This window comes from Rhodanobacter denitrificans, from assembly GCF_000230695.2.
GTDB classification, from domain to species: Bacteria; Pseudomonadota; Gammaproteobacteria; order Xanthomonadales; family Rhodanobacteraceae; genus Rhodanobacter; species Rhodanobacter denitrificans.
The window spans coordinates 1,026,771-1,041,133 of sequence record NC_020541.1 but is presented as its reverse complement, the minus strand read 5'-3'; the positions used below and the strand labels follow the sequence as shown (position 1 = coordinate 1,041,133).

Annotated in this window: 13 protein-coding genes; 11 read left to right on the top strand and 2 right to left on the bottom strand. The window is 66.3% G+C overall.

Going from position 1 to position 14,363, the window contains the following annotated elements; all coding sequences use genetic code 11:
* Window positions 1–134: 134 nt before the first annotated feature.
* Genes R2APBS1_RS04540 through R2APBS1_RS04530 form a run of 3 tightly spaced genes read left to right on the top strand, consistent with a single transcriptional unit; the run spans window position 135 to window position 1,642 of the window.
* Complete coding sequence (locus R2APBS1_RS04540) at window positions 135–719, top strand: RNA polymerase sigma factor (RefSeq protein ID WP_015447057.1); 585 nt, start codon at window positions 135–137, stop codon at window positions 717–719.
* Window positions 716–1,096 carry a hypothetical protein gene (locus R2APBS1_RS04535; protein ID WP_015447056.1) on the top strand — a complete coding sequence of 127 codons (381 nt, stop codon included), beginning with the start codon at window positions 716–718 and terminating at the stop codon, window positions 1,094–1,096. Before R2APBS1_RS04540 ends, R2APBS1_RS04535 begins: the two co-directional genes overlap by 4 nt.
* Window positions 1,097–1,099: 3 nt before the next feature.
* Window positions 1,100–1,642 carry a DUF3106 domain-containing protein gene (locus tag R2APBS1_RS04530; protein ID WP_015447055.1) on the top strand — a complete coding sequence of 181 codons (543 nt, stop codon included), beginning with the start codon at window positions 1,100–1,102 and terminating at the stop codon, window positions 1,640–1,642.
* 167 nt (window positions 1,643–1,809) lie between these two features.
* On the opposite strand, the gene R2APBS1_RS04525 is transcribed toward R2APBS1_RS04530, so the two are convergent.
* Complete coding sequence (locus R2APBS1_RS04525; RefSeq protein WP_015447054.1) at window positions 1,810–2,910, bottom strand: NAD(P) transhydrogenase subunit alpha; 1,101 nt, start codon at window positions 2,908–2,910, stop codon at window positions 1,810–1,812.
* 124 nt (window positions 2,911–3,034) lie between these two features.
* Here R2APBS1_RS04525 and cdd point away from each other — a divergent pair, with 124 nt between their 5' ends.
* The 3 genes from cdd (at window position 3,035) to R2APBS1_RS04510 (ending at window position 4,988) form a co-directional block, all read left to right on the top strand.
* Window positions 3,035–3,454: a cytidine deaminase gene (gene cdd, locus R2APBS1_RS04520; protein ID WP_015447053.1), complete on the top strand. Its 420-nt coding sequence runs from the start codon at window positions 3,035–3,037 to the stop codon at window positions 3,452–3,454.
* Between the two features lie 62 nt (window positions 3,455–3,516).
* On the top strand, window positions 3,517–4,086 hold the full coding sequence (locus R2APBS1_RS04515; RefSeq protein ID WP_015447052.1) for a nitroreductase family protein: 570 nt from the start codon (window positions 3,517–3,519) through the stop codon (window positions 4,084–4,086).
* A gap of 47 nt (window positions 4,087–4,133) precedes the next feature.
* Entirely contained in the window at window positions 4,134–4,988 is an 855-nt protein-coding gene (locus R2APBS1_RS04510; protein ID WP_236127005.1) for a 5'-3' exonuclease, read from the top strand.
* Window positions 4,989–6,298: 1,310 nt separating this feature from the next.
* Here R2APBS1_RS04510 and R2APBS1_RS04505 read toward each other — a convergent pair.
* Window positions 6,299–8,428 carry an alpha/beta hydrolase family protein gene (locus R2APBS1_RS04505; RefSeq protein ID WP_015447050.1) on the bottom strand — a complete coding sequence of 710 codons (2,130 nt, stop codon included), beginning with the start codon at window positions 8,426–8,428 and terminating at the stop codon, window positions 6,299–6,301.
* A gap of 204 nt (window positions 8,429–8,632) precedes the next feature.
* On the opposite strand from R2APBS1_RS04505, the gene R2APBS1_RS04500 reads away from it, so the two are divergent.
* The 5 genes from R2APBS1_RS04500 (at window position 8,633) to R2APBS1_RS20005 (ending at window position 14,179) form a co-directional block, all read left to right on the top strand.
* A complete protein-coding gene (locus tag R2APBS1_RS04500; protein WP_015447049.1) occupies window positions 8,633–9,076 on the top strand; it encodes a pilin in 444 nt (147 codons plus the stop codon).
* A gap of 342 nt (window positions 9,077–9,418) precedes the next feature.
* The gene (locus R2APBS1_RS04495; protein WP_015447048.1) at window positions 9,419–9,859 is read left to right on the top strand and encodes a pilin; all 441 of its coding nucleotides are present in this window, start codon (window positions 9,419–9,421) and stop codon (window positions 9,857–9,859) included.
* Between the two features lie 66 nt (window positions 9,860–9,925).
* Window positions 9,926–11,938 carry a tetratricopeptide repeat protein gene (locus tag R2APBS1_RS04490; protein WP_015447047.1) on the top strand — a complete coding sequence of 671 codons (2,013 nt, stop codon included), beginning with the start codon at window positions 9,926–9,928 and terminating at the stop codon, window positions 11,936–11,938.
* Entirely contained in the window at window positions 11,938–13,902 is a 1,965-nt protein-coding gene (locus R2APBS1_RS04485) for a hypothetical protein (RefSeq protein WP_015447046.1), read from the top strand. Before R2APBS1_RS04490 ends, R2APBS1_RS04485 begins: the two co-directional genes overlap by 1 nt.
* A 106-nt stretch (window positions 13,903–14,008) precedes the next feature.
* On the top strand, window positions 14,009–14,179 hold the full coding sequence (locus R2APBS1_RS20005; protein WP_157769699.1) for a hypothetical protein: 171 nt from the start codon (window positions 14,009–14,011) through the stop codon (window positions 14,177–14,179).
* Window positions 14,180–14,363: the final 184 nt, after the last annotated feature.

Below are 14,363 nucleotides of genomic sequence, written 5' to 3'. Positions count from 1 at the left end.
AGAGCCGCCCGCCAGGACGTCGAGTCTGCATCATACGGGTGCCGGTCAACCCGTGCGAGCCTGCCGCGTTGAACACCGGGTACCCCCCGCTGGAGCCCGAGGATGCTTCACCCGACGCTGCGGCCGACGAGCCCATGAACGGCGTGGCCGGCACACTCGACACGGACCTGCTGGGCGACGCGCGCGAAACGCCCGCCACGCTGGATGCGTTCCTGGCGCAGGTCGAGCGGCGCGCGTTCCGCATGGCCGAGCTGCAGCTGCGCCAGCGCGAGGACGCCATGGACGCGGTGCAGGACGCCATGCTGCGGCTGGTCAGGCACTACCGCGACAAGCCCGCCATGGAATGGGCGCCGCTGTTCTGGGGCATCCTGCGCCGGCGCGTGGTCGACCTGCAGCGCCGGCGCAAGGTGCGCTCGATCGTGGTGGGCTGGCTCGGCGGCGGCCGCGACGACGACGGCGACGAACTACCCGCATGGGAGCCGGCCGACCCCGGCCAGGATCCGCTGGGCCGGCTGCACGACGTGCAGTCGTATGCGGACCTGGCCGCCGCGGTCCGGCAACTGCCACAGCGCCAGCGCGAAGCGTTCATGCTGCGCATGCTGGAAGGGTTGGACGTGGCGGAAACCGCCCAAGCCATGGGTTGCTCCGAAGGCAGCGTGAAAACCCATCTATCGCGCGCGATGCATCATCTGCGCGACCAACTGGAGGACTGGCGATGACTTCGCCCGACAAGCATCTCGAACAGCGCGCCCGCGAACTCTGGCACGAGGCCGCGCAGCGCATCGACCCGGCCACCGCCGGACGCCTGCGCGCGGCGCGGCGGCAGGCGCTGGACGCGGTGCAGGCCCCTGCGCGTCGTGCCGTCCGCTGGCTGATCCCGACCGGCGCCTTCGCGGTGATCGCGCTGGCCACGATGCTGGTGTGGCAGCCGTTGCCGCCGCCGCACGCCAGCACCGCGATGCAGCCCGCCAGCAGCGCCGACGAGCTGGACAACGAGCTGCCGCCGGACGCCGACAAGACCGACCCGAACCTCTACCAGAACCTCGACTTCTACGGCTGGCTGGCTTCCGCCGGCAGCCATGCCGCAGCCCGCTGAGCCATGACCCGAATCCTCCGCCCGCTCCTGCCGCTGTTGCTGGCCGCCCTGCTCGGCGGCGTCGCCGCGGCGCCGTTGCACGCGCAGGACGCGCCGCCGACGTCCCGCGGCGACATGCCGCCGCCGCGCCCGTGGAACAGCCTCGACCCGGCCCAGCGCGACGTGCTGGCGCCGCTGCAGAAAACCTGGGACAGCCTGTCGCCGCGCAAGCAATCGCGCATGCTGCAGCGCGCCGAACGCTGGGCCACCCTGCCGCCGGAACGGCGCGAGGAAATCCGCCAGCACATCGCCCGCTGGCAACAGATGACGCCGGACGAGCGCCACCAGGCACGCGAGAACATGCGCAAGTTCCACCAGCTGCCGCCGCAGCAGCGCGAGCAGTTGCACGCCACCTTCGAGCGCTTCCAGCAACTGCCGCCGGCGCAGCGCGAGCAACTGATCCGCGAATGGCACGCGCTGCCGCCGGCCGAACGCCTGCACTGGGACGAGCGCCACGGCCACGACCGCCCGCCTCCGCCACCGCCTGGCGACCCGGGCCACCCCTGAGCGACGGCTCGTCCCGGCCCGCGCGCTCCCGCAGGAATCCCCGCGCAACCGTGGGTGGGGCGGGCACCGCCCGCCGCTCCGGACCGTCGAAAGCCGGCGGGCCGTGCCCGCCCTGCGGCATCATGAAACACGCCTTACTGACGGGCGGTGATCGCCCTACGGTTCGCTCAGCCGGCGAAGCGCGTCTCACCGGCGTGGGTGAGGCAGCTCTTCGCCACCAGCTCGTCGTCGAAATCCGGCTTCAAGGCGCCGTCGCGCACCAGCAGCTCGACGAAGTTGAACACGTTGCGCGCGTACATCTCCGACGCGTGCAGCGGCGCGCCGGCCGGCAGGTTCAGCGGCCCGAGGATCACCACACCGCCATGCTCGACCCGCTCGCCCGGCCGGGTCAGCTCGCAGTTGCCGCCGCTCTCGGCGGCCAGGTCGACGATCAGCGCGCCCGGCTTCATGCCCTCGACCATCGCGGCCGTGAGGATCTTCGGCGCCGGCCGCCCCGGCACCGCGGCGGTGGAGACCACCACGTCGAACGATTTCAGGTGGTCGGCCAGTGCCTGCTGCTGCGCGGCACGCTCCTCCGCCGACAGCTCGCGCGCATAGCCGCCGCTGCCGGCGGCACTGACGCCGAGGTCGAGGAATTTCGCGCCCAACGACTCTACCTGCTCGCGCGTTTCCGGACGCACGTCGTAGCCCTCAGTCTGCGCACCGAGCCGGCGCGCGGTGGCGATCGCCTGCAGGCCGGCCACGCCGGCGCCGATCACCAGCACCTTCGACGGGCGGATGGTGCCGGCGGCGGTGGTCAGCATCGGGAAGAACTTCGGCGACGCCTCGGCCGCGATCAGCATGGCGCGGTAACCGGCCACCGCCGCCTGCGAACTCAGCACGTCCATCGCCTGCGCGCGGGTAGTGCGCGGCAGCAGCTCCAGCGAGAACGCGGTGAGCTTGTGCGCGGTCAGCGCGGCGACGCGCCCGGCCGCGCCGTACGGACGCAACTGGCCGACCACCACGCTACCCTCGCGCAAGCCGGCGAACACCGCATCGGCCGGCGGCAACACGCAGGCCAGTACGTCGGCCTGCGCCAGCACGCCGGCCGCGTCGGCGAATTCGGCCTCGGCATAACTGGCGTCAGGGAAACCCGCAGCGCGCCCCGCATCACGTTCCAGCAGTACGCGCAGGCCCTTGCCGCGCAGTTTCTTCGCCATTTCGGGTGTGATCGCCACGCGCCGCTCCCCGGCGGCGGTCTCACGCAAGGCGGCTACGGTGATCGGCATGGTGCATCCCCTCGGCAGTGGTCCGGTCATCTTAGCGGCAGCGACGGCCTTTGATCCGGACCGATCCAAAAGAGTAAGCTGGCCCGCCGGCAGCCACTGCCCGGGGTCATCGCCGGAGATCCCGATGCCCACCACCACTGCCGACGCTTTCGACGACCTGCTGGCCCTGGCGCGCAGCGCGCGTGAACAGGCCTACGCGCCGTATTCGAACTTCGCGGTCGGTGCCGCGCTGCTGACCCGCGATGGCCGCCGCTTCAGCGGCTGCAACGTGGAGAACGCCTCGTATGGCCTGTGCAACTGCGCCGAACGCACCGCCCTGTTCAACGCCGTCGCCGCCGGCTGCCGGCCTGGCGACTTCGTCGCCATCGCGGTGATCGCCGATACCGATAACCCGGTCAGCCCCTGCGGCGCCTGCCGCCAGGTGATGTCCGAACTGTGCGACGACGCCATGCCGGTGCTGCTGGCGAACCTGCACGGCGACACCCGGCAGACCACGGTGACCGCCCTGTTGCCTGGCTCGTTCAAGCTGCCGCAGTCGGCATGACGGTTCGCGCGTCATCGGCCCGCCCGCTAGCATGGGCATTCCCCCATCGAAAGAACCGCTCCATGCCCGCTGCCCTGTCCCTGCTCCAGCAACGCCATTCCGTCCCCTCGCGCCAGCTCGGCGAGCCCGCGCCGGACGAGGCGAGCCTGCGCGAACTGCTGGAAGCGGCGATCCGCGTGCCCGACCACGGCAAGCTGGTGCCGTTCCGGCTGATCCGCCTGCAGGGCGAGGCGAAGCTGGCGTTCGGCGAGCGGCTGGCGGCGATTGCCGAACGCCAGCACCCGGAGCTGTCCGACGCCAAGCGGGAAAAGGAGCGCACGCGCTACACCTTCGCGCCGCTGGTGATCGCCGTGGTCGCCCGCCTGCACGCCGACAGCACGGTGCCGGAAATCGAGCAGAAGCTGTGCGCCGGCAACGTCGCCCACAACATCCTGCTCGGCGCTTATGCGCTGGGCTACGGCGCACAATGGCTGACCGGTTGGGCCGCCTACGACTGCGAGGCGGCCGGCGTCCTCGGCCTGGCGGAGAACGAACATGTGGTCGGCTTCGTCCACCTCGGCACGCCGCAGATCGAGGCACCCGACCGCGAGCGCCCGGCGCTGGACCAGCTGCTCTCCACGTGGACGCCGTGAACGCATCGGCGAACAGACGTCCAGCCGTCCATCTGGTCGATGGAAGCATGTATGTTTTCCGCGCCTGGCACTCGATGCCGAACGAATTCCACGACGCCGACGGCCACCCGGTCAACGCGGTGCACGGCTACACCCGCTTCCTGTGCGAACTGCTCGAACGCGTGCAGCCCGAACACATCGCGGTGGCGTTCGACGCCTCGCTGACCAGCTCGTTCCGCAACGCGATCTACCCGCCGTACAAGGCCAACCGCGAGCTGCCGCCGCCCGACCTGGAACGGCAGTTCGTGCAATGCCGCGCGATCACCGAGGCACTCGGCGTGCACCTGATGATCGACCACAGCTTCGAGGCCGACGACCTGATCGGCAGCACCGTGTGGAACCTGCGCGCGCAAGGTTGGCGCAGCGTGATCGTCTCCGCCGACAAGGACTTCGGCCAGCTGCTGGGCGAGCACGACGAGCAGTGGGACTACGCCCGCGGCCTGCGCTGGGGGCCGGCCGGCGTGCACGAGAAACTCGGCGTGCACCCGCACCAGGTCGCCGACTACCTGGCCCTGTGCGGCGACAGCGTGGACAACATCCCCGGCGTGCCCGGCGTCGGCGCCAAGACCGCCGCCGCCCTGCTCAGCCACTTCGGCAGCCTCGACGCGCTGCTCGAGCGCATCGACGAAGTCGCCTTCCTGCGCCTGCGCGGCGCCGTGGCCTGCGCCGCCAGACTGCGCGAACACGCCGAACAGGCGCGGCTCTATCGCCGCCTCACCCGCATCGCCCTCGATGCCCCCGGTGCCGAATCCGCCGACGTCCTGCAGCGCCGCCCGCCGCCCGTCGACCAGCTCGACGCACTGTGCGAACAACTGCGCTTCGGCGCCTTCACCCGCAGCCGCCTGCACACCCTGCTGAGTTGATGCTTTTCTCCCTCCCCTGCATCGCAGGGGAGGGCTGGGGTGGGGTGCTCTTGATCTTCTCCGCCAGCCCGGAGCCACCCCCTCCTAGCCTCCCCCTGCATGCAGGGGGAGGAACCAAAAGCCCGCACCACCGCAAGAGCCGTGCTCCCTCCCCTGCAACGCAGGGGAGGGTCGGGGTGAGGTGCTCTTGATCTTCTCCGCCAGCCCGGAGCTACCCCCTCCTAGCCTCCCCCTGCATGCAGGGGGAGGAACCAAAAGCCCGCACCGTAGTAATCTTCCTCCCTCCCCTGCATCGCAGGGGAGGGCTGGGGTGGGGTGCTCTTGATCTTCTCCGCCAGCCCGGAGCTACCCCCTCCTAGCCTCCCCCTGCATGCAGGGGGAGGAACCAAAAGCCCGCACCACCGCAAGAACCGTGCTCCCTCCCCTGCATCGCAGGGGAGGGCTGGGGTGGGGTGCTCTTGATCTTCTCCGCCAGCCCGGAGCTACCCCCTCCTAGCCTCCCCCTGCATGCAGGGGGAGGAACCAAAAGCCCGCACCGTAGTAATCTTCCTCCCTCCCCTGCATCGCAGGGGAGGGCTGGGGTGGGGTGCTCTTGATCTTCCCCGCCAGCCCGGAGCCACCCCCTCCTAGCCTCCCCCTGCATGCAGGGGGAGGAACCAAAAGCCCGCACCACCGCAAGAGCCGTGCTCCCTCCCCTGCATCGCAGGGGAGGGCTGGGGTGGGGTGCTCTTGATCTTCTCCGCCAGCCCGGAGCCACCCCCTCCTAGCCTCCCCCTGCATGCAGGGGGAGGAACCAAAAGCCCGCACCACCGCAAGAGCCGTGCTCCCTCCCCTGCAACGCAGGGGAGGGTCGGGGTGGGGTGCTCTTGATCTTGCTCGCCAGCCCGGAGCTACCCCCTCCTAGCCTCCCCCTGCATGCAGGGGGGGGAACCAAAAGCCCGCACCACCGCAAGAGCCGTGCTCCCTCCCCTGCATCGCAGGGGAGGGCTGGGGTGGGGTGCTCTTGATCTTGCTCGCCAGCCCGGAGCTACCCCCTCCTAGCCTCCCCCTGCATGCAGGGGGAGGAACCAAAAGCCCGCACCACCGCAAGAGCCGTGCTCCCTCCCCTGCAACGCAGGGGAGGGTCGGGGTGGGGTGCTCTTGATCTTGCTCGCCAGCCCGGAGCTACCCCCTCCTAGCCTCCCCCTGCATGCAGGGGGAGGAACCAAAAGCCCGCACCACCGCAAGAGCCGTGCTCCCTCCCCCACCTTGCAGGGGAGGAGCAAAAAAACGGCGGCCCGGAGGCCGCCGTTTTCATCATGCGAACCGGCTCAATGCGAGGCGGCTTTTGGAGCGTCCTTGGCCGTCCACTGCTTCAGCCAGGCGTTCACCGCGTCGTGCCACTGCACGCTGTTGTGCGGCTTCAGCACCCAGTGGTTCTCGTCGGGGAAGGTCAGGAACTGGCTGGGGATGCCGCGACGCTGCATGGCAGTGAACGCGCCCAGGCCCTGGGTGATCGGGATGCGGAAATCCTTGGCGCTGTGCACTACCAGCATCGGCACGCGCCAGTCCTTGACGTGGTCGAGCGGGTTGAACTTCTCGTAGTTCTCCGGGTGCTCGTACTGGGTGCCGCCGTTCTCGCGCTCCTCGAACCACAGCTCCTCGGTGTCGTAGTACATGGCGCGGGTGTCGAACACGCCGTCGTGGTCGACCAGGCACTTCCACGGCTGGTTCCACACGCCGGCGATCCAGTAGGTCATGTAACCGCCGTAGCTGGCGCCAAGCGCGCAGGCGCGGTCGCCGTCGAGGAAGCTGTACTTGTCCAGCGCGGCTTTCCAGCCCAGCTTCAGGTCTTCCAGCGGCTTGCCGCCCCAGTCGCCGGAGATCGAGTCCGTGAACGCCTGGCCGTAGCCGGTGGAGCCGTGGAAGTTCACCGTCACCACCGCGAAGCCCTGGCCGGCGTAGGTCTGCGGGTTCCAGCGGTAACTCCAGCCGTTGCTCATCGCGCCCTGCGGGCCGCCGTGGATGATGAAAGCGACCGGGTAGGTCTGCCCCGCCTTGTAGTCGGCCGGCTTCACCACGTAACCCTGCACGGTCTCGTTGTTCCAGCCCTTGAAGGTGAAGAACTCGGCGTCGCCCATCGCCGTTTTCTTCAGGTCCGCCGCATTGAAATGGGTGACCTGCTTCAGGCTGCTGCCGTCGGCGGCGGCGAGGTAGACGTCGGCCGGCCGCTTCAGGTCGTCACGGGTCAGCAGCAGCTTGCCCGCGGCCAGCGAGAAGCCGCTCACCGTGCCTTCGCCCACCAGTTGGGTGGCCTTGCCGGTGGCCGCGTCGATCGCGAACAGCGGATGCTGGCCGTTGTCGTCGGCAGTGGCGTACAGCGTCTTGCCGTCGGCGGAAATCGTGAGGCCGCCGGGCGAGCGATCCCACTTCGGATCGACCTCGCGCTTCGCGCCGCTGGCCAGGTCCAGCGCCATGATCGCGAAGCGGTCGGCCTCGAAGCCCGGGGTCTTCATCGCCAGGTAGTACAGCGTCTTGCCGTCCGGCGAGGCCACCGGGTACGCGTCCCACGCCTTGTTTTCGGCAGTGAGGTTTTTTGGCGCGGCCGAGCCGTCGGCCGGCACGCTGTACACGTCGAAATTGGTCGACCACGGCTCGCTGGTGCCGGCGATGCGCGCGTCGAAATACACGGTCCTGCCGTCCGGCGCGAAGCCGAACTCGCCCTCGTCGCCGAACGGCTTGCTCGGCACGTCGCCGTCGATGCCACGGCTGAGCCGCTTCGGCTCGCCGGCCAGTTGGCCCTTGCCGTCGAAGCGGGTCACGAACAGCTGGTTGCGCCGACCGTCGGCCCAGGTATCCCAATGCCGCACGAACAGCTTGTCGTAGAGCGTGCCGCTGGCCTTGTCCTTGGCGCGCGCGTCGAGGCGCTGCTGCGTGCAGGCCAGCGTGGCGCAGTCGGTGAACACCTCGTACGACAGCAGCACCTGCTTGCCGTCCGGCGACAGCTTGTAGCCGCCGAGATCCAGCACGCCATGACTGACCTGCACCGGCACGGCATGCTTGGCCAGGCTCAAGCCGCCCTTGCCGCCCAGATCCACCCGCCACAGCTGCGCCACACCCTTGGCCGGCGCCACGAAATACAGGCTGCGCCCATCTGCCGACCAGCGCGCCGAACTACCCTTGTCGACCACCTTCACCGGCTGGCCGTCTTTGGCCAGATCCAGCACGTAGACCGCGTTGACGCCCTTGTTCGCCGCGTAGTCGGTACTGCGCACGCCGAACGCCGCGTAGCGCCCGTCCGGCGACAGCTGCGGGTCGCCGACCCGATCCATCATCACCAGGTCGCGTACGTTGAAGGCATGCGCCCCCTCGGCCTTGACGAAGCTGGTATCCACGACGTCACCCGCCATCGCGGGCACCGCCACCAGCGCGAGCAGCAGCGCGGCAATCAGAGGTTTCATGGGGTATCCCCTTGGGTGGTCAAAGCGGTGACGGTAAAGCGCACACCTGTCGAGGCGCAAGCAGGCCGCAACCGTTCAAGATGGACCGTAGAGCGCTTGGGAGGCTTCTACGGCCAAGTTCACTGTTGTGATGCGACGCACACTCCGTCTTCACATTTGGTACAAAACGTGCCTGTCCATGGTGCACTCACAGGGGAGTCCACCATGTTGCGCCAGCGCATTTCCGCCGGTTTCACCTTGATCGAACTGATGATCGTCGTGGCGATCATCGCGATCCTGGCCGCCATCGCCATCCCGGCGTATCAGGACTACCTGATCCGGACGCAAGTCACCGAGGGCATGAGCCTGGCGGACGGGGCTAAGTCCGCGGTGTGGGACTTCATCTCCAACACCGGGCGGTTCCCGCCCAACAACCAGTCGGCGGGCCTGGCCGAAAATAGATCGATTGAGGGCAGTTATGTATCCAGTGTGGACGTGACGGGTGGCGCCATCAAGGTGCTCTACCAGGGAACCAAAGCCAACACCCACATCAACGGCGGCAGCATATACCTGCTGCTTTCGCCCATCACCCATGCCGGCAGCATCGCCTGGACGTGCTCAGCCAGTACGCTGGACCCAAAGTACTTGCCCTCTTCCTGCCGCAGGTAGCCAGAGGCTCGAATCGCCACAGCGCACACAAACTGACAATCGACGTCACTTTTGGCCTGTTCAGGACACGCCGGGCAACGCAGCACCTGGGTCACAATTTTTGAATCCACAGGGCATCATCGGCACTGCTTGCGGGCTTTCGTGACGACGGGCACAATCCAAGCACCTACAGGTGTGAGGGAATACACCCGCGGCAAACGTGGCATACATGCTGCTTGACTTTGCCGCGAGCTTCCTGGTCGTTCCGACCATGCGAGTGGGGTCCGATCCCGCCTAGGGGGATAAAGGGACTGGGGCTCAGGGGGCATCACACGGTTAGCTAACCAAAACAGAGGAACCACCATGAAGAAGATGCAGAAGGGCTTCACCCTGATCGAACTGATGATCGTGGTCGCGATCATCGCGATCCTCGCCGCGATCGCCATCCCTGCCTACCAGGATTACCTGATCCGTACGCAGGTGTCCGAGGGCGCGGTGCTGACCGACGGCGCCAAGACGGCTGTTGCCGAGTTCTACTCGAACCGTGGCGCCCTGACCAATGCCAAGAACGCCAGTATCGGTTTGGCGCAATCCCAAAGCATCAACGGACAGTACGTCAGCAAAGTTGATGTTGTGGGTGGCGTCATTACCGCCTCGTTCGGTGGCCCGAAGGCGAACGTGACAGCCCTGCCCAGCTCCAAGACTTTCGTGCTCTCGCCCATCACCCAGGCCGGGTCGATCAAGTGGACCTGTACTGGGTCGACGGTCGATCAGAAGTACCTGCCAACTTCGTGCCGCAAGTAATCGGCGACAGACATCGCCAGCCTAGAAGGGCCGCCATGCGCGGCCCTTCTTTTTTCAGGAAATACGATGCACCGTCGTTTTTTGGCTCCTTCCCTGTTCCTGTTGTTAGGTTTGGGATTGACTTGGGTTGCTTACTCACCCGGCCTGCACGGCGGTTTTCTGTTCGACGACTTCGCCAACCTACCCGCATTGGGCGTTACTGGCCCCACTGATGACTGGCTTGCCTTTTTGCGCTACATCACTTCCGGCACTGCCGATCCCACAGGCCGCCCACTGACGCTACTGACGTTTCTGCTCGATGCACAAAATTGGCCTGCAAGTCCGTTTCCATTCAAACGTACCAACCTGATCTTCCACCTGCTCAACGGAATCTTGCTCTACGCCTTGCTGGCCCAGTTAGGTCGCCTGTTGGGTTACGATGAACGGCAAAGCCGAACAGCCGCCCTGTTGGGAACCGCCCTCTGGCTGTTGCATCCTCTGCTGGTCTCCACCACGCTGTACATCGTACAGCGCGAGGCAATGCTGCCAGCCACCTGCACTCTCGTCGGTCTGCTGCTCTGGCTGCATGGTCGCCAACTGTTGACCCAAGGCAAAACCGCGACAGGCATGGCGTGGAGCGTTCTTGGCCTGGGCGGCTTCACGCTATTGGGGATGCTAGCCAAGGCCAACGGCGTGCTGCTGCCGATATTCGCCCTGTTGATTGAGGCCGTCGCGCTTGCGCCGCGCCACCCCGTGCAACATGGCCGAGCACGACAGACACACCGGCTAGCCTTGCTTGCATGCGGCACCGCTCCCTCACTCATCATCCTCGGCTATCTGTCTTGGACCGGCCTCCACAGCGTGCTGGCCGGCGGTCCGGTGGGATTCCGTCCGTGGAGCATTGGCCAGCGCCTGCTCACCGAACCGCGCGTGCTGCTGGACTACCTCCAGCTACTGTGGCTGCCGCGCCCGTTCTCCAGTGGCCTGTTCAACGACCAGTACGTCGCCTCGACCTCGTGGCTGCAGCCAATCACCACGCTACCCGCCATATTGGCCGTGTTCGTCCTGATCGGGCTGGCCTGGCGGCAACGCCGGCGATATCCCGCACTCGCGTTGGCGATACTATTCTACTTCGCGGGCCAGTTGCTGGAATCCACCTCGATACCGCTGGAGCTCTATTTCGAGCATCGCAACTACTTACCTGCCCTGCTGATGTTCTGGCCACTTGGTCTGTGGTTGGCCGATATACGCAGCCTCCGCCTGCTCAAGGTCGCCTTAATGCTGGTGCTGCCGCTGGGCTTGGCTTGGATGACCCACGCCCGCGCCGAGCTATGGGGCAACGTGCACAGCCAAGCACTCCTTTGGGCCAAAATCAATCCCGATTCGGCACGTGCCCAGACCAATGCCGCGCAGATCGAGATGCAGGCCGGGCGACCGCAAGCGGCCATCCGGCGCCTGGAAAAACTGCTCGTGGATCAGCCAAGTCAGGTGCAGCTTGCCTTCAACCTGATCGGCGCGCGCTGCATGGTCGGCGGCATCACGGCTACTGATCTTGCTGCAGCGAAGCTCGCCATGCAAGGCACTCCGAATACCGGCACCCTGTTCACCCACTGGTTCGAGCGCACACTGCCCGTGACGATCTCAGGCGAATGCCCCGGGTTAACCCTCCAAGGCCTGCTGGAACTGATCGACACCGGGCTGGAGAATCCGAAGCTGTCCGCCGCTGGCGCCCGACAGGATCTGACTTATCTGCGCGGCAAGATCGCGCTCGCGCAGGGTCGGCCGGATGCGGCTCTGGCCGATTTCACCCGCGCGCTCGACCTGCAGGTGCGGCCCGGCATAGCCCTCGAAGCCGCCGCGACCCTGGGCGCCGCCGGCTACCCGTCACACGGCTTGCACTTGCTCGACCACTACGAAGCGGTCAGCGGGAACGTCATGAAACCCGGCTTCGGCATGCCATGGCTGCACGCATGGGTGCTCGAACACCAGCACTACTGGCCCCACGAGCTGGATCATCTGCGCCGACAACTCGCGCTCGACGCCAGAGCAGGCTCCATGAATACTTCCCGCCATACTTCTCCAGCAGGCACTCTAGATTGATGGACCTCCTTCGCCGCTCGCCATGGCGCCTCCTGACGCTACTTGGCGCCTTCGCCATCACTCTGGCCGTCTACTGGCCGGGACTATCCGGCGGCTTCCTGTTCGACGACTACCCCAACATCGTCGACAACAAGGGCGTACAACCGCACGATGCCAGCTTTCCCTCACTGGTCGGTGCGGCGCTGGCCTCGCCGGCCAGCGAGTTCAAGCGGCCGTTGTCGTCGCTCAGCTTCGCCGTCAACTACCTGACCACCGGCATCGATCCGTACTGGATGAAGCTGACCAACCTGCTGATCCATCTGCTGAACGGCTGGCTGGTGTATCTGCTCTCGATGGCGCTGCTGCGATCTGATCCCTCCGGTCGGCATCCGCGCACTCCGCTCATCGCCGCACTGATCGCTACCGGTTGGATGCTGTTGCCGATCAACCTCACCGCCGTGCTGTATGTGGTGCAGCGCATGGAAAGCATGGCCAACCTGTTCGTGCTGCTGGGGTTGCTCGGCTACGTGACAGGTCGCCGCCGCATGCTCGGGTACCTCACAGATCATGCGAGCGGCGGAACCTGGCGGGGCTTGATCCTGTGCGCAGCGAGCATCACGATACCGACAGTCCTCGGTATCCTCGCCAAGGAAACCGCGGTGATGCTTCCCCTGTATGCACTCCTGGTCGAATGGACGCTGTTCCGTTTCGGCAGGCCGATACAGGCGCAGCATGACGCGTCGTCGCCGCAACGCGCCGACCTGCGCATGATCGGTCTGTTCCTGCTAGTACTCGCCTTGCCCATGGTGGTGGGGCTGGCTTGGTTGCTGCCCGGTGTGCTGAGGCCAGAAACCTGGGCTGCTCGCGATTTCACTCTAGGCACCCGCCTGCTCAGCGAAGCGCGCATCGTCGTCGACTACATCACCTGGACCCTGCTTCCCACGCCGGGCGCGCTGTCGTTCTATCATGACGACTTCCAGGTTTCGACCGGATTGCTCTCCCCCTGGAGCACGCTGGTCTGCATGGCTTTTCTTGCCGCCCTGATCACATTGATGCTGTGGCTGCGCCGGAGCAGGCCATTGGCGGCGCTCGGCATCGCCCTGTTCCTGGGCTGCCAGTTGCTCACTGGCACCATCCTTCCGCTGGAACTGATCTACGAGCACCGCAACTACTTCGCCAGCTTCGGCCTGCTGCTGGCGATCGTGCCACTGCTCGCCGTACCGCGAGACTCCCTGCTACCCCTGCCGCGATATGCGTTGCTGACCGGACTGATACTCTGTTGGACCGTCCTGACCGCCCTCACCGCCTGCGCCTGGGGCAACCCGCTGCGCCTGGCAGAAGATCTCGCCGCGCGCGCCCCGCAGTCGCCGCGTGCCCAATACGAACTGGGCCGCACCTACATCATCTACTCGCACTACGATCCCGCTTCGCCGTTCACCCGGCTTGCCTACGTACCGCTGGAAAACGCGGCTGCACTGCCGAACTCATCGATTCTTCCGGAGCAGGCGCTGATTTTCATGAACGCGCGCATGGGACTGCCGATCAAGGAGGCGTGGTGGGACAGCATGATTGCCAAGCTCAGAGCGCATAAGCCTGGCGTGCAGGACGAAAGTTCGCTGGGAGCGCTGACTCAATGCGCCCGTGAGGAACGCTGCGATCTGCCCAAGCAACACATGACCGAGGCGTTTCTTGCAGCACTGTCGCATCCACACCCAAGCGCCCGACTGTTGGCTACCTATGGAGACTACGCGTGGAATGTGCTCGACGAGCATGCGTTGGGTTTACAGATGCTCTCGGATGCCACTACCACCGCACCAGGCGAACCCGCCTACCACATCACCTTGGCGCGCATGCTGGCAGCCCAAGGACGCTATGCAGAGGTGGAGAAACAAATTGCGGCGCTACAGTCACTCAATACCGGCGGCAGGCTGGAGCGCGATATTGCAAGCATGCGGGCGCTGGTGCCAACAGAATCCGGCGGGTGATTTTCGGTCTAACAGAGCGCCTCGCCATGACACCGCCTCAAATGGACTGACGATGCGCTAGGCTGTCGGCACTCTTGGTGAAATTCCTGCGCCAACAAATGCCACGATGAGAAAATTTGCCTGTAGCAACGGCCTGTCTGACAGCAACGAAACGCACGGCGTTGGTCAGCAGCGTGGCGGCGGCGATCTGCAGGGTAGCAACGGCCTGTCTGACAGCAACGAAACGCACGCGACGCAGGAGAGCCACAACAGTGTTGTCGTGCCATCACCGCCATAGGCGCCACACCATCATCGTACCCTCCGATCGCGTACGGACGCACCCACGCAAACCAGTAGTGCCGCGCAATGCGCAGCGGTTTGCCGGCAGGGCGCCGGTGCCCACCGTGCAAGGCTACACTGCTCATCCAGCACAGGGAATTCGTTTGTGCCGCGGTGCAGTCGGCTGCGTCACATCGGTGCAG